The organism is Rhodobacter sp. 24-YEA-8, assembly GCF_900105075.1.
In the GTDB taxonomy this organism is placed as follows: Bacteria; Pseudomonadota; Alphaproteobacteria; order Rhodobacterales; family Rhodobacteraceae; genus Pseudogemmobacter.
Window position 1 is genome coordinate 3,299,929 of sequence record NZ_FNSK01000001.1, and the last position, 15,281, is coordinate 3,315,209.

11 protein-coding genes are annotated in these 15,281 nt (G+C 62.2%); all 11 read right to left on the minus strand.

Annotated elements, in window-relative coordinates; all coding sequences use genetic code 11:
- Positions 1 to 30: 30 nt before the first annotated feature.
- Complete coding sequence (locus BLW25_RS15905; RefSeq protein WP_171909586.1) at positions 31 to 306, minus strand: hypothetical protein; 276 nt, start codon at positions 304 to 306, stop codon at positions 31 to 33.
- Positions 303 to 1,004, minus strand: a complete 702-nt coding sequence (locus BLW25_RS15910; RefSeq protein WP_143040526.1) for a hypothetical protein — start codon at positions 1,002 to 1,004, stop codon at positions 303 to 305. The genes BLW25_RS15905 and BLW25_RS15910 overlap by 4 nt, the downstream gene beginning before the upstream one ends.
- A complete protein-coding gene (locus BLW25_RS15915; RefSeq protein ID WP_092900843.1) occupies positions 994 to 2,388 on the minus strand; it encodes an APC family permease in 1,395 nt (464 codons plus the stop codon). Before BLW25_RS15915 ends, BLW25_RS15910 begins: the two co-directional genes overlap by 11 nt.
- 4 nt (positions 2,389 to 2,392) lie before the next feature.
- On the minus strand, positions 2,393 to 2,566 hold the full coding sequence (locus BLW25_RS24475) for a hypothetical protein (protein WP_092900846.1): 174 nt from the start codon (positions 2,564 to 2,566) through the stop codon (positions 2,393 to 2,395).
- Positions 2,567 to 2,575: 9 nt separating this feature from the next.
- Positions 2,576 to 2,953, minus strand: a complete 378-nt coding sequence (locus tag BLW25_RS15925) for a hypothetical protein (protein WP_092900849.1) — start codon at positions 2,951 to 2,953, stop codon at positions 2,576 to 2,578.
- On the minus strand, positions 2,946 to 3,248 hold the full coding sequence (locus BLW25_RS15930) for a hypothetical protein (protein WP_249495968.1): 303 nt from the start codon (positions 3,246 to 3,248) through the stop codon (positions 2,946 to 2,948). The genes BLW25_RS15925 and BLW25_RS15930 overlap by 8 nt, the downstream gene beginning before the upstream one ends.
- Before the next feature lie 646 nt (positions 3,249 to 3,894).
- Positions 3,895 to 4,818, minus strand: a complete 924-nt coding sequence (locus tag BLW25_RS15935; protein ID WP_092900852.1) for a GGDEF domain-containing response regulator — start codon at positions 4,816 to 4,818, stop codon at positions 3,895 to 3,897.
- Entirely contained in the window at positions 4,815 to 8,960 is a 4,146-nt protein-coding gene (locus BLW25_RS15940) for a response regulator (RefSeq protein ID WP_171909587.1), read from the minus strand. The genes BLW25_RS15935 and BLW25_RS15940 overlap by 4 nt, the downstream gene beginning before the upstream one ends.
- Positions 8,961 to 9,155: 195 nt before the next feature.
- Entirely contained in the window at positions 9,156 to 10,115 is a 960-nt protein-coding gene (gene speB / locus BLW25_RS15945) for an agmatinase (protein ID WP_092900857.1), read from the minus strand.
- A gap of 12 nt (positions 10,116 to 10,127) precedes the next feature.
- Positions 10,128 to 10,589: a GNAT family N-acetyltransferase gene (locus BLW25_RS15950; protein ID WP_092900860.1), complete on the minus strand. Its 462-nt coding sequence runs from the start codon at positions 10,587 to 10,589 to the stop codon at positions 10,128 to 10,130.
- A 149-nt stretch (positions 10,590 to 10,738) separates the two neighbouring features.
- Positions 10,739 to 15,277 (minus strand): glutamate synthase large subunit, encoded by a 4,539-nt coding sequence (gene gltB / locus BLW25_RS15955; protein WP_092900863.1) that lies wholly within the window; start codon positions 15,275 to 15,277, stop codon positions 10,739 to 10,741.
- Positions 15,278 to 15,281: the final 4 nt, after the last annotated feature.

Sequence of the window (15,281 nt, forward strand, 5' to 3'; positions counted from 1 at the left end):
AGCGCGGAACGGTTGCGGGGCGAAGGGGGCTCAGGTGGCGCGACCCTTATGGGCGGTGATCTCGGTGCGGATGCGGGCGCGCTTATAGGCGTCGAAGATCGCCATGGCCCAGACGAAGAAGCCGCCGGCATAGCGGCCGACAAAGGAGATGTCCGGCCCGGCGGTGACCATGGTGAAACCGCCCAGCAGGAAGATGAAGAACAGGAAGATCAGCCCGCGCAGCGGCTCGCCGTTCCAGACCTGGCCGGAACCCGGAAGCACAATGGCAGACGCCAGCACGAGATAGGGGTTCGGGGGCGTTTTCATGCGGATTTCCTTGCGTCTTTGTCAGAGGCCCCGGCGAGGATATCGGCGCGCAGATCCGCCAGCGCCCCGAGAAGGGGCGCGAGAGTTTCGGGCTCCAGCGGGTCGCGGCCCATCTCGGCCTCGCGGAAAATCAGGTAGCGGCCGCGTTCGGCCTGATCGGCGAAAAAGGTCAGGCGCAGGCCCTCGGGGGCGATGATCAGCTCTTTGATGCGGGGGTCCTGCAGCAGATGCTGATGGCGCTGAAGAAGGGCGGCCTCGCCGGGTGAAAGCGGGGTCTCGCTGCGCAGGCAGGCGTCAAAGGGAAAATCCTGCGGCAGGCTGGTCTGATGCGGCAGGGTGTCAAAGGTCGAGAAAGGCTCGATCCCGCGCGGGCGCACCATGAGGTCGATGCGCTGCGATACCGGCAGCGCGCCGGGTTGCGTGACCAGAAGCCAGAGCGTTGGCAGTTTCCGCCAGGTCAGCGTGTCGGGGATCAGTTGCAGATCGGTCAGCTGGCCGCCGATCTGGCCCGAGATGCGGGCGAAACCCGTGGGCATTACCGCGCGTCTGAGGCCGGTCATATGCGGAGCGATCAGGTCGAAATATCCTTCGCGCGCGATGCGGCGGGCGCGGGTCGCGCGCGAAAGACGGAGGGCCAGAATGACCAGCCCCCCGCCGAGAATAAGGGCGAGAATGCCCGCTTCCATTTCAGTAGCCACGCGGTTTCGGCCAGGGCATGGTGAATTGCGCCCCCCGGTTGACGAAGCGGTAGCGCCAGAAGTGGAACCACAGCGAGACGACGATATAGAAGGCGATCATCGCCACAAGCTGGGTGCCATAGCCGAGGAACACCGCGAAGAATGTGGTGCCACACAGCGCAAGCAGCACGAAAGCCGGCACCGGATGGAACGGATGCTCATAGCCGCGCTTGATCGAATCGAGCGGCCATTTGCGGCGGAACAGGATGATGTTCAGTGGCATGAAAGTATAGCCGAGCAATCCTGAAAGGATCGAGAAGGTGATCACCTGGTCGATCGGCGCACCAAGTGCGAAGATCAGCGCGATCGGCACCAGAAAGATGATCGCGCGATACGGGGTGCGATAGCGCGGATGCACCGCCCCGAACCAGCCGGGCAGATAGCGGTCGCGCCCCATCGCGAACCAGGCGCGGCTCGCGTCATTGATACAGCCATTGGCCGAGGCCAGCGTCGCGAACAGCGTGCCGATGCCCAACAGCACCATCAGGAAGGTCGATCCCGACAGCCGCGCGGCGTCAAACAGCGGCACCCCGGCCTGGCCAAGATATTCCCAGGGCATCAGGCCGGAGCAGACATACCAGGTCAGCGTGGCCGCAATCGCCAGCGTCATCACCCCTGCAAGCGTGCCGAAGGGCAGCGACCGCGCCGGTGAACGTACTTCTTCAGCGGCCTGGGTGGTGCCCTCGATCCCGAGGTAATACCAAAGCCCGAAATGCATCGCCGCCAGGATGCCAAGCCAGCCATAGGGCAGGGAGGCGGGGCCGCTCATCAGTTCCGCATGTTGCAACGGGCTGGTGGTAAAAATGCCCGAAGTCGCGAGGAACAGGATGATCACTGCCGAGAAGGCAATGGCGGTGATGACGAGGTTGAAGGTCAGCGTTGCCAGCACGCCACGATAGTTCAGCCAGGCGAGGAACATGATCGCCAGAATGATGAACGGCCGCTGATCCAGCACGCCGGTATGGCCCGACATCGTGGCCACCGTATCGACGAGGAAGCCCACCGTGATCGCATTCGCCGCCTCAAGCATCGTATAGGCGAAGACGAGATAAAGCCCCACATTGAAGGCCATCAGCGGGCCGACGATATGCTTGGCCTGGGTATACTGGCCGCCGGCAGCTGCGACCGTCGAGGTGACCTCGGAGTCGATCATCGCAACGCAGCTGTAAAGGATGCCCGCGAACCAGCAGGCGATCAGCGCCGCATAGGCACCGCCCTTTCCGACCGCGAAGTTCCAGCCCATATATTCGCCCACCAGCACGATGCCGACCCCGAGCGCCCAGACATGGGCGGGGCCAAGAACGCGGGCAAGGCCGACATGTTCGGTTTGTTGTTCCTGTGCCATTCCCTCACCCCCGATGATGCTGTTCTTCGGTGAGCGCTTCCAGCTCGCCTTCGCGCGACGAGGTCAGAAACTCTTCACTGTACTGGCTGTCGGTCTTGATCCAGTCGATCACGATGAACACGCCAAACAGCGCCGATGCGGCCCAGGCCGCATATTCAAGATAGTTCCAGAGATCCATGTGCTGCCCTTACTCGCCGAATTTTTCAGCGATAACATCGCAGTATTCTTTTTCAGAAAACCGCAGCAGAATTGCGTAATAGCCCACGATGACCACGATCATCACGATCAGCGACGAGATCGAGAAGGAATAGTCGAAGCGCGCGGTGATCAGCTCGGCGGCGGCGGCCGGGTCGCTGAAGCCAAGCTTCTCCCATTGGCCGACCATGGCCGGGTTCTGGCCAAGCGCGTCCCAGGTGGGGTTCTCGACGGCGACGGGTTCCTTTGAAGAGCCGGCCATGCCCATCCACAACGGAATATAGAGCGCGCCGATGGCCATGATCAGAAGGACGATCACGTCAATGATCTGGCCGATCTTGCTTTGCACGGGGGCGGTATATTTAGCCATGTTTCCGCCTCCGCTTCGCGTCGCGGGCCTCATCAAGGAACTGGATATCCAGCCCATACATGAAGTCGCGGTCTTCGCGGTAATGGCGCAGCATCGCGAGAATTGCTGCGGAGTTAAACAGGAGCACAACGGCGCCGCCGATCAGCAGCACCGCGCGCGTCGCACCCGAAGGCGCGAGCGACCATGTGCCAATGGCGACAAAGATGATCGCAAACCACAAGCCCAGAACGAAGGCCCATGCCACGGCGACGTCGCGCCGGTGCATGGTCTCGATCCGTTTCGTCAGATCTGACACTTTGCATCCCTCCCTGAGGCCCTGATGATGGATATTTCCGCGCCGGGCCCTGGCGTTTGTTTTCTGTGTTTGAAAACTTTTTCCCCACAGTGAGCGCGTGCTGCGACATTCTGTCAAGTTTCTTGTGCAGGAAATTCAGGCTTTCTGCGCAGAAAACGGGCAGAATAAGAACGCTGAAAACGACGTCTGAAACGGTGGGATATCGCCTGAGAAGGGCGTGATAATTTCGAATATCCCTGTTGTTTCCGGCCGGTACTCTTTCGCCGCGTCGCAGCATGGCATTGCCCGGAACCCCCCGGTTCCCGCGCAATGCGAGACGGGCCCCGTGGGTGACGATGACGGGCTCTCTGCTCTGTTCCGGCCCCTGATCCGGCGCATGATCAGATTTCGGGCCCGGCTCATTCCCGACCTCGCGCGTTCCGGCAGGAGATGAGACCGGATGTCCCTGCCGCAGGATCTGCGACATGCGATCTCTCCGGGGGGATCAGCCTTGCGCGGGGGCTCTCAGACCATCAGGCAAAGCCGATCAGTCACAGAACAGGTGACCGCGTTAAGCGCGCCTGGGGCGCCTTATTGCGGGCGCAGCCGGGAAGGGCCGGCAACCCCCGGAAGAGGGCGGGTAATGGTCCCGGCAAGACGGCAATGATCAGGCCCGTACCACCAGAACCCGGTTCCGGCCGCCGGCTTTGGCGCGGTAAAGCAACTGATCCGCCAGGGCCAGCGCATCGCCCGATTGCGCCAGTGCTGTCGCAGGTACCACAACCCCGCCCCCGCTGACCGTCAGCCAGTCTGAGGTCGCCGAGCGTTCATGGGGGATCCGGGCATCTTCAACGCTCTGACGGAAGCTGTTCATCACCTCCTCCAGCTCAGAGCAGCCCGGGAGGAGCAAGACAAATTCTTCGCCACCGTATCGGGCCGCCAGCTCGCCGGCGCGCCGCGCGAACCTGGTCAGAGTGACTGCCACAGTGCGCAATGCCTGATCCCCGGCGCCATGGCCGTAGTGATCATTATACTGCTTGAAATGGTCGACATCGAACAGGGCGATGCCCATAACATCATTGCTTCGCGTGGTCTGGCGGGCCACGCGATCCATGGTTGCGTCAAAGCAGCGCCGATTGGCGATGCCGGTCAGGCCATCCAGCGAGGCGAGCGCCTCCATCTCGTTGCGCTGACGGGCCAGCCGCAGATGCGTCATGACCCTGGCGCGAACAATGGCCGGACGAATGGGCTTATGCACGAAATCGGCGGCGCCCAGCAGCAGCCCGCGTTCTTCATCTGCGGCATCTGACATGCCGGTGATGAAGATCACCGGAAGATTGCTGGTATGTTCCGCTGCGCGAATGGCGCGCAACACAGCATAGCCGTCCATCCCGGGCATAGAGACATCCAGCAAGACGAGGCTCACCGCCTCACGCGTCAGGATCTCGAGCCCGGATGGACCATCCCTGGCCATCAGTACCCGGAAATCCGGCTGCAGCAGCTCTGCCAGCGCAACGCGGTTCAGCCGGTCGTCATCGACAACCAGAATTGTCGCGAGCTGAGAGCCTGCCTGAAGGGCCGCTGCTTTCATGCATCTGTCCTTCGCATCATGGTGGCGAGCGCGTCGCTGACTTCGCGCAGCGTGACGATCGCCGGTCCCAGCTCCAGATCCTCGAATTGTTCCAGCCCGAACCTTACCTGCCTGCGCAGATTCGTATCTGTCAGCCCCTCGGCCAGAGCATGCAGATTGGCACGTGCCGCAAAGTCACCGGCAGCGACCAGCGGCAGGGTGACTTCCAGCTGTTCCCAGGCCTCCTGCGCCGACAGACCTGCCGCACCCGCTTGCGTCGGCTCAGCCTGCATCTCTCTGGCCAGCTGACGCAGCCCGGCCACGCATTCCGCCATCAACTGTCGGAACTGTTCCGAAACGGCCTCTATGCCGGCGATATCGCCCTGACGTGCGGCCGTCTCGACCGTGCCGGACATAGCGAAGAGGCTCTCTGCCTCGACATAGCCGACCACCCCCTTCACCCGATGGGAGAATTCCGCGACCGTGGTGATATCCGTCTCGATATTCATCTCTGCGAACCGTTCAGCCATATCGCCGAAGTCACGCAGAAAGCCGTTGATAAATCGCAAAAGCCGGTCACGCGAGCCGCCGAAGCGACGCAGAAGTTTAGGCAAATCGGCGTGATATTCGGGTAGTGCGGGCGCAGCGGAGGGCAGCGAGGCCGGCGGGGGATCCGTTTCTGCCGTCTCATCCTTTCTGGTGATCAGGTCGCAAAGCAGGTGGAACAGGGCCTGTTCATCAAGCGGTTTGGTGAGATGCGCGCTCATGCCGGCTGCGATGCTTTCACGCTCGTCCTCGACCCTGGCCTGGGCCGTCAATGCGACAACCGGAAGGTCCGACCATTCCGGGTGGCGGCGGATCTCGCGGATCGCTTCAAGCCCGTTCATCACCGGCATATGCACATCCATCAGCACGACGTCAAAGCGACGTTCTTTCATCCGTGCAATGGCGTCGAGACCGTTATCCGCCATCGTGACCTTTACCCCGACGAGATCGAGAAATTCGCCGACGACCTCGCGGTTCAGGGCATTGTCATCGACGACGAGGATCTCGCGACCGCCGAGAATCCGTTTCAGATCAGTATTTTCCGTTATCTTAGGTTCCGGGGCACGGTTGAAGCCATCGACAGGTGCGACCGACAGCACCTCCATGAACGTGTTGAGGATCATCGAACGCGTCACCGGCTTGAGCAGCACGCCCTGCAACCCGATCCGAGTGGCCTCTGCGATCACGAGCTGGTGGCCATAGGCCGTCACCATCAGTACGGCGGGCATGTTCACCAGATGCGCATCGCTGCGGATGGCGCGGGCAAGTTCCAGCCCGTCCATCCCCGGCATCCGCCAGTCTGACAGCACGATATCAAAAGGCTCGTCTCCGGTCTGAGTGCGGTGCAGCAGACGCAATGCCGCCTCACCACTGTCGACCGCGACCGAGGACATGCCAAAACTGTCAACGATCTCAGAAAGCGCCTCCCGCGCGGTTTCGTTGTCATCGACGATCAGAACGCGCCTTGTGCCGAGGCCTGCGGAAAGCTGCATCAGTGACCCGGGGACAATCTCGGGTGCGGCGGGTTCGAGTTCGACCGTAAAGCAGAAGGTGCTGCCCTGGCCTGGCCGACTTTCCACCCAGATCGTGCCACCCATCAGTTCGACGATGCGCCTGCAGATCGCAAGACCAAGCCCGGTGCCGCCGAATTTGCGGGCGGTATCGCTGTCCCCCTGGGAGAAGGGGCGAAAGAGCCCGTCGATCTGATCCTGACTGAGGCCGATCCCGGTATCCCGGACTGTGAAGAACAACTGATGCACCCCCGCAGGCGCCTCGGGAAGCGTGCAGATCGAGACGACCACATCGCCTTCAGTGGTGAATTTCACCGCATTGCTGACGAGGTTGGTCAGAACCTGGGCCAGCCGCAGCGAGTCGCCGCGCCAGTGTTGCGCCGTGCCGGGGGCCACTACGAAAGTGAGCTCAAGCGCCTTTTCCTCGGCCTTGAGTGCGGTGACCGATGCTACTGATTCCAGCACGGATTCCAGCCGGAATACGGATTTTTCCAGCACCATGCCACCCGCCTCGATCTTGGAGAAGTCGAGGATATCATTGATTATTCCCATCAGGACATTGGCGGAATCATTGATCTTGCCAAGATAGGCGCGCTGTTTGGGGTCAAGCTGCGTCTGCAGCGCGAGCCGGGTCATCCCGATCACGGAATTCATCGGCGTGCGGATCTCATGGCTCATCGTGGCGAGGAAATCGCTCTTGGCATGTTCCGCAGCCTCGGCGTCTTCCTTGGCCCGACGCAGAGCTTCTGCGGCCTCATGGGCCGGGGTGACATCGAGGATGATCCCGTCCCAGATACGCCCCGCCTCGGAAGCGCGCGGCGCCGAGCGGACCTGGATCCAGATGATCTCGCCATCAGGGCGGATCAACCGGAATTCGCATTCGAAATTCGTGCCCGAAGCGGTCGCGAGACGCGAGGTTTCAAGATAGCGGGCGCGGTCCTCGGGATGGACGGCTTCAATAAAGAGCGAGGGATCCCGGATCAGCGCGTTGTGACTGATGCCGATCAGAGCATCGATGCCGGCGCTGACATAGGAGAAGCGCATCTCCTGGCGCGTTACCGTCTCTCCGGTCAGGCCAAGCTCGGGGGTCAGGAAATCGAGCCGGTAGATTGCCCCATTGGGCAGGCTGTCGGCGATGGCGGCCATCTGGGCGCGGGACGCCTCGCGCTCGCTGACATCCTGGACGGTGCCGCTGAGGCCACAGATGGCACCGGCCTCGTCGCGCAGCACGCTGCCGCGGATCTCGGCCGCGAAAGTGCCGCCACCGGGTGTGTAATGCTGCACATCAACGGTATAGGCTTCGCCGGTTTCGAGGCAGCGGGCAATGGCATCGCCAACCCGTTTGAAATCCGCCTCGGGCATCATCCGTTTCAGATCTTCCACCGTCACCGGGTCTTTGGTGGACCGGCCGTTCATTTCGGCCATCATTTCCGAAAAGTGGAATCTGCCGCTGGCAAGATCCAGCGTCCAGGAGCCGATCCTTGCAAGTCGCTCCGCCCGCTGCATCGCGTCGAGATTGGTGCGCGAGGCCGCCTCTGCGGCGCGGCTTTCTGCAAGGCGCCCGCGCATTTTACGGTCGGCCAGTTCCAGGCTGCGCCGCAATGTTTCGAACTCACGGATGCGGGCTGGTGGGATGCCGACGGAGGCCTCATCCGAGGCACCGCCGACGCGCGCGATCTTGTCGGATCGCTGCGCAATATCGTGAATCGGCTGCAGCAGGCCACGCACCAGCACCAATGCCAGCAGCAGCGCCACTGCGATCGTTCCCACCGACATAAGGATCATCGAGCGGATCGGGTGCTCCCAGCGGGCATCGAATGTGACCAGCGGCTCGCCGACCACGGCAACCCATCCCGGCGTATTCGGGATCTTCTGGAACGAGAACATGATGGCGCGACCCTCCATCGTGGTCGCCCGGAAGCTGCCACTGTCAGTTCCCATCGCCGTCAGCTGTTCCCAGTCGGGTACCTTGCGCCCCAGCATACGGTCGCCATCGACCGAGCGCGCCAGCAGCCGCCCTGTGCCATCGGTGATCGCCAGCACGGCGTTGCTCTCTCCCATGCTGTCATCAGTGAGCGAGTGGAGCAGGCTGGACGGGTGGTCGGTGACCGCGACAACATGTATCAGCTGCCCGCCATCCGCCATAGCGCCTTCGGGAGCGGCTTCAGGATAAGCGATTGCCACCCGGGGCCTGTCGTCGTCAAACCGTGGAGGCAGCAGGTTCGAGATCTGCATCCTGCCGCTCTCGGCGGCCTGCAATACCAGTCGGGCGACCTCGGCCTCACTGAACTCAGGCGCGATGATCTTACCCGAGGCATCACGCCGCAGGGTGAAAAGCTTATAGGTGCCCTCTTCTTCGCGGTTGGACAGGATCAGGACGCCCGGCGATACCTCGTTGCTGTCGCGGCTTTGTCCGCTGCGGACCGCATGCAGCAGCCGCCCGGTGACGCTGATCTCGCTTTCGGTCGTGCGCGCGAGGATATGCGCGGTTTCCAGCAGCCTTTGCTCTGACAGTGTCCGGAAGGATTGCCCGACATTCAGCAAGGCCATTGCAACGACGCCCAGGGTCGGCAGGAGCACGACCAACAGGATTGCGATGATCGACATTCTGAGTGTCGGGTGGGTTATCCAGCCTGGCAGACGAACTCTCATGTTATCGGGATCCGGTAACCAAAGTAGGTGACTGTATCTTCTTTATGATACAACCCTTTCTGATAAGTGAAGCATTTAATACAACCAGAGATGGGTGTTCAGCCCGTTTTCGCGGGGGCAGGGGCGGTGTTTCTGTGCGATCGCTACGGGTCAGCGTTTCAGGCCGGCCGAAATCACGCAGAGAAGTTCGAAGAGAATTGTTGCTCCGGTCAGCGCCGTCAGCCCGCAGATATCGAAAGGCGGAGAGACCTCGACCACATCCGCGCCCCGGATGTTCAGGCCGGCAAGGCCGCGCACCATGGTCTGGGCCTCGCGGGTGGTGAAGCCGCCGATCTCGGGTGTGCCGGTGCCGGGCGCCATTGAGGGGTCGATCCCGTCGATGTCGAAGGTGACATAGCAGGGGGTGTCGCCCAGAATGCGATGCACTTCATCCACCACACCTTGTGGGCCAAGCCTGTCGGCCTCCTCGATATAGATGATGCGGATGCCCTGATCTTTCGCCCACTGATGTTCATCAGCGGCATAGACCGAGCCACGAATGCCGATCTGCACGATCTTCTGCGGGTCGAGGATCCCCTCTTCGATGGCACGACGAAAAGGGGTGCCATGGGTGTAGAGATTGTCGCCGAAATAGCGGTCATTGGTGTCGGAATGGGCGTCGAACTGCACAAGACCCAGCGGCCCTTCCCCCCGCGCCTTATGGATCGCACGCAGAACCGGCAACGTCGTCAGATGGTCACCCCCGACCGACAAGGGCAGCGCACCCGCCGCGCAAATCGCGGCGATCCCCGCCTCGATCTGGGCCAGCGCCGCCATCAGGTCGATGGGCTGCACCTCGATATCGCCCACATCCGCCACTGCGACCAGCTCATAGGGGATCACGCCCGAGACATGATGGCCGCGCCGCATCAGGCTTGACTGGTTGCGGACCTCGCGCGGGCCATGGCGGGCGCCGGCGCGGTTGGTGGTGCCCCCATCCCAGGGGATGCCGACCAGCGCGATATCAAGGCCCTCGGGCGTGTCCGGGGTGGGCAGCCGCATAAAGCTCGGCCGGCCGGCGAAACGCGGCACCCGGGACGCATCGACGGGTTCGTGGAGGACGCGGGTCATGTGATGGGCTCCTTACAGCGCGCGCGTCATATAAAGCGAATTCGGGTCATGGCTGTAATCGCCAAAGGCCTCGCATTCGGTGAACCCGGCCTTTTCATAAAGCCGCTTTGCCGGGGTGAAGATCTCTTCGCGCCCGGTTTCCAGCGAAAGCTGCCCGTAACCATCCCCCTGCGCCGCCGCGATCAGATGCGCGAGCATCTTCGACGACAGCCCACGCCCGCGCGCCTCAGAGAGCACATGCATGGATTTGATCTCGGCATGATCCGGCGTGATCCGTTTCAGCGCTCCCATAGCCAGGGGCGTCCCGGCCTCGCGCAGCACGAAAAACCGCGCATCTGCCGCCGCCAGCGCAGATTTATCCATCATATAGATGCTCTCGGGCGGGGTCTGGGCGTGCATATCAGCGGTATGGCGGTCAAACAGCAGCGCCAGATCGGGCGTAAGCGGGTGTTCTTCGGAAATGATTGCGGTCATGGCGGATACCCCTTTGCACCGGGATATGACTATCCAGGTCCAGGCGCGGGTCAAGAGCGCAAGGACAGGGACGGGCAGAATGGAAAAGGCCCCCCGATCAGTCGGAGGGCCTTTGTCGTTTCAGGCAGCGTCTGGTGCAGCCGGACCGCTTATTCGGCAGGCACCTTATCCGCCAGCGTGGTCAGCGGATGCGCCAGATGCGGCAGCATCTCTTTCGGGCAGACCTGAAGGAAATTGCCGCGCTCGCTCTCCCATTCGGCAAGGATCCTTTCGGCCTTGCGCGAGCCGGTCTCGGCACGGTGGCGTTCCACCAGGTCTTTCAGCTGCGTCTCCCAATGCGGGTGACCAAGGCCGTTCGTGAGCAGCCCCTCGGGGTTGACCAGATCCGCAGCCCGGCCTTCGGGGTCGTAAATATAGGCCATGCCGCCGGTCATGCCTGCGCCGAAATTCGCGCCGACCTCACCAAGGATCACTGCCACGCCGCCGGTCATATATTCGCAGCCATTCGAGCCGCAGCCCTCGATCACCACGCTCGCGCCCGAATTCCGGACCGCAAACCGCTCGCCCGCCTTGCCGGCAGCAAAGAGGAAACCATCGGTCGCGCCGTAAAGCACGGTATTGCCGATGATGGTGTTGTCTTCGGCTTTCAGCGGCGAGGCCATCATCGGCCGCACCACGATCACGCCACCCGACAGCCCCTTGCCGACATAGTCATTCGCGTCACCCTGGACCTCGATCTTGATCCCGTTGACCGCGAAAGCGCCAAGGCTCTGCCCGGCATTGCCGGTCAGTTTCACCGTCAGATGGTCATGCTGCAGGCTGTTCTTCATTCCGAACTTGCGCACGATATGCGACGAGGCCCGGGTACCGATGGTCCTGGACGTGTTCCTGACCGCATAGGACAGCTGCATCTTCTCGCCATCCTCAAAGAAGCGGTGGCCATCCTTGATGATCTCGGCATCCAGCGTATCGGGCACTGCATTGCGCGGCTTCGAGCGGTCATAGGTGATCTTCTGCGTGCCATCGACCGTGATCAGAAGCGGGTTCAGGTCAAGATCGTCAAGGCTCGCAGCCCCACGCGAGACCTGGACCAGCAGATCCGGCCGTCCGATGATCTCATCCATCGACCGCGCCCCGATGGAGGCGAGGATTTCCCGCACTTCCTGCGCGTAGAAGGTGATCAGGTTGACGACCTTATCGGCATTGCCGGTGAACTTGTCGCGCAATGCCTTGTCCTGCGTGCAGACGCCGACCGGGCAGGTGTTCGACTGGCACTGACGCACCATGATACAGCCCATCGCGATCAGCGCAGCGGTGCCGATGCCGAACTCTTCCGCGCCCATCATCGCCGCCATGACCACATCGCGCCCGGTCCGCAGGCCACCATCGGTGCGAAGCGTCACCCGCTCGCGCAGGTTGTTCATGGAAAGCACCTGATGCGCCTCGGTCAGGCCCATTTCCCAGGGCAGGCCGGCATATTTGATCGAGGTCCCGGGCGAGGCCCCGGTGCCGCCATTATGGCCGGACACGAGGATCACATCGGCTTTTGCCTTGGCGACACCCGCCGCAATCGTGCCGACGCCGGAGGCCGAGACCAGCTTTACCGTCACCTTGCAGCGCGGGTTGATCTGTTTCAGGTCATAGATCAGCTGCGCCAGATCTTCGATCGAATAGATGTCGTGATGCGGCGGCGGGCTGATCAGCGTGACGCCTTTCGTCGAATGCCGCAGCCGCGCGATCAGATCGGTGACCTTCATCCCCGGAAGCTGGCCACCCTCGCCGGGTTTTGCGCCCTGGGCGACCTTGATCTCCAGTTCCTCACAGGCGTTCAGATATTCCGCCGTGACGCCAAAGCGCCCGGAAGCCACCTGTTTGATCTTGGCACAGGGGTTGTCGCCGTTGGGGAACGGGTATTGATGCGCCGGATCTTCGCCGCCCTCTCCGCTGTCCGACTTCGCGCCGATGCGGTTCATCGCGATGTTCAGCGTCATATGCGCTTCGGGCGACAGCGCGCCCAAAGACATGCCCGGAGTCACGAACCGTTTGCGGATCGAGGTGATGCTTTCCACCTCTTCAATCGGCACGGGTTTCCCCAGCGTCTTGATGTCGAGCAGGTCACGCAGATGGATCGGCGGGTTCGACCGCATCGCGGCGGAATAGGTCTTCCACAGATCATAGCTGGCGCGGTCGCAGGCCGCTTGCAGCATATGCATGGTCTGGGCTTCCCAGCCATGCTTTTCACCCGAGCGCCGTGCCTTGTAAAAGCCGCCGATCGGCAGCACATCCGAGCCGCCGAGCCAGCCACGCGCATGGACCTCTTCGATCTTCTGCTCGATCCCGTGCAGACCGATGCCCGAGATGCGGCTGTGCATTCCGGGGAAATATTCCGCCACCATGGCGCGCGACAGGCCCACGGCTTCGAAGTTCAGACCACCGCGGTAAGACGAGATCACCGAGATCCCCATCTTCGCCATGATCTTCAGAAGCCCGGCGTCAATCGCATCGCGGTAACGGCGCATCGCCTCGACAAGGCTGCCTTCCAGGAGGCCCCGGTCGATGCGGTCAGCGATGCTGTCCTGCGCGAGGTAAGGGTTCACGGTGGTGGCGCCACAGCCGATCAGCACCGCGAAATAATGCGGGTCGATACATTCCGCCGAGCGCACATTGATCGAACAGAAGGTCCTCAGCCCCTTGCGCGTCAGCCAGCTGTGCACGGCGCTTGTCGCGAGGATCATCGGCATGCCGACTTTGCCCTCGCCCTGATGCTCATCCGTCAGAATAAGCTGGCCCGCGCCAGACCGCACGGCATCCTCGGCCTCGGCCCGGATCCGTTCCAGCGCATTTTGCAGGTCGTTCAGCGTCGGGCCGACCGGGAAGGTGCAGTCGATGAAAGCGACATGTTCGCCGAACTGCTTCACCATCGCGTCAAATTCGGCATTCGCGACGAAGGGGCTTTCCAGCACCAGGATCTCGGTCTGGCTGGAGTTTTCATCCAGCACGTTGCGCAGATTGCCGAAACGCGTTTTCAGCGACATCACCCGGCCTTCGCGCAAGGAGTCGATGGGCGGATTCGTCACCTGGCTGAAATTCTGCCGGAAATAATGTGACAGCGGCCGGTAGATTTTCGACAGCACCGCCGGCGGCGTGTCATCGCCCATCGAGGCGATCATTTCCTTGCCGTCTTCGGCCATCGGGGCCAGAACCTGCTCCAGATCCTCGACCGAATAGCCGGCCGCAATCTGGCGTTTGCGCAATTCGCCCGCCCGGAACATCGCATGTTCCGGCAGCGCGTCGAGATCGGGCGAGAGATGGGTGATCTTGCCGACCCATTCGCCGTAGGGCTGGGCAGAAGCGAGTTTGTCCTTCATTTCGGTGTCATGGTAGAGCTTGCCATCCACCATATCGACCGCGATCATCTGGCCCGGCCCAAGCGCACCTTTTTCGCGGATGGTCAGTTCATCGACCGGCACCATACCCGCCTCGGACCCCGCGATCAGCAGCCCGTCGCCGGTGATGACATAGCGCATGGGCCGCAGCCCGTTGCGGTCAAGCCCGCCGCAGACCCAGCGGCCATCGGTCATCGCCAGAGCTGCCGGGCCATCCCAGGGCTCGATCACCGAGTTGCAATAGGAATACATATCCGCCCAGGCCTGGGGCATGGTATCGGTCTGTTTCGACCAGGCTTCGGGCACCAGCATGGTCTTGGCCATCGGGGCCGAACGGCCCGAACGCACCATGACCTCAAACACCGCATCCAGCGCGCCGCTGTCTGACGTGCCGCCCGGGATGATCGGCTTGATGTCTTCCGCCATCTCGCCGAAAGCGCTCGATGCCATACGGATCTCGTGCGATTTCATCCAGTTGACATTGCCCTTCAGCGTGTTGATCTCGCCGTTATGCGCGAGCATCCGGAAGGGCTGTGCCAGCCACCATTGCGGGAAGGTATTCGTGGAATAGCGCTGGTGGTAGATCGCGAAAGCCGAGACGAAACGCTCGTCCTGGAGGTCGGGGTAGAAGACCGAGACCTGCTCGGCCAGCATCATGCCCTTGTAGATCACCGAGCGGCAGGACAGCGAACACAGATAGCAGCCATAGATCCCCGACGCGGTGACCGCCTTCTCGATCCGGCGGCGGATGATGTAGAGTTCACGCTCGAACTGCTCGCGGTCGATTTCCTTTTCGCAGCGGATCAGGATCTGTTCGATCTCGGGGCGGGTCGCGTTCGCTTTCTCGCCCAGAACCGAGATATCGACCGGAACGTGGCGCCAGCCATAGATATAATGGCCCATGCGCAGAACCTCGGTTTCCACGATGGTCCGGCAACGCTCCTGGGCTGCGAAATCGGTGCGCGGCAGGAAGACCTGGCCGACTGCGATCCATTTCTGCGGATCTGGCTCATGCCCGGTGCGGCGCACCACGTCATAGAAGAAATCGACCGGGATCTGCACATGGATGCCGGCGCCGTCGCCGGTTTTGCCGTCAGCATCGACCGCGCCCCGGTGCCAGATCGCCTTCAGCGCGTCGATGCCCGCCTGCACCACCTTGCGCGAGGGCTTGCCCGAGACCGCCACGACGAGACCCACGCCGCAGGAGGAATGTTCGTCCTCATCGCGGTAAAGGCTGTTTTCAGCCATGAAAGCGCGCTTGGCTTCTTCCGCTTTCACCCAGGCTTCATCATAGATCGTCATGGCT

What these genes read in the sequence shown, in the direction of transcription:
- BLW25_RS15935 (WP_092900852.1), bottom strand. Translation starts at nt 4,818, where the DNA reads ATGAAAGCAGCGGCCCTTCAGGCAGGCTCTCAGCTCGCGACAATTCTG.
- BLW25_RS15915 (WP_092900843.1), bottom strand. Translation starts at nt 2,388, where the DNA reads ATGGCACAGGAACAACAAACCGAACATGTCGGCCTTGCCCGCGTTCTT.
- BLW25_RS15905 (WP_171909586.1), bottom strand. Translation starts at nt 306, where the DNA reads ATGAAAACGCCCCCGAACCCCTATCTCGTGCTGGCGTCTGCCATTGTG.
- BLW25_RS15950 (WP_092900860.1), bottom strand. Translation starts at nt 10,589, where the DNA reads ATGACCGCAATCATTTCCGAAGAACACCCGCTTACGCCCGATCTGGCG.
- speB (WP_092900857.1), bottom strand. Translation starts at nt 10,115, where the DNA reads ATGACCCGCGTCCTCCACGAACCCGTCGATGCGTCCCGGGTGCCGCGT.
- gltB (WP_092900863.1), bottom strand. Translation starts at nt 15,277, where the DNA reads ATGACGATCTATGATGAAGCCTGGGTGAAAGCGGAAGAAGCCAAGCGC.
- BLW25_RS15940 (WP_171909587.1), bottom strand. Translation starts at nt 8,960, where the DNA reads ATGTCGATCATCGCAATCCTGTTGGTCGTGCTCCTGCCGACCCTGGGC.
- BLW25_RS24475 (WP_092900846.1), bottom strand. Translation starts at nt 2,566, where the DNA reads ATGGATCTCTGGAACTATCTTGAATATGCGGCCTGGGCCGCATCGGCG.
- BLW25_RS15925 (WP_092900849.1), bottom strand. Translation starts at nt 2,953, where the DNA reads ATGGCTAAATATACCGCCCCCGTGCAAAGCAAGATCGGCCAGATCATT.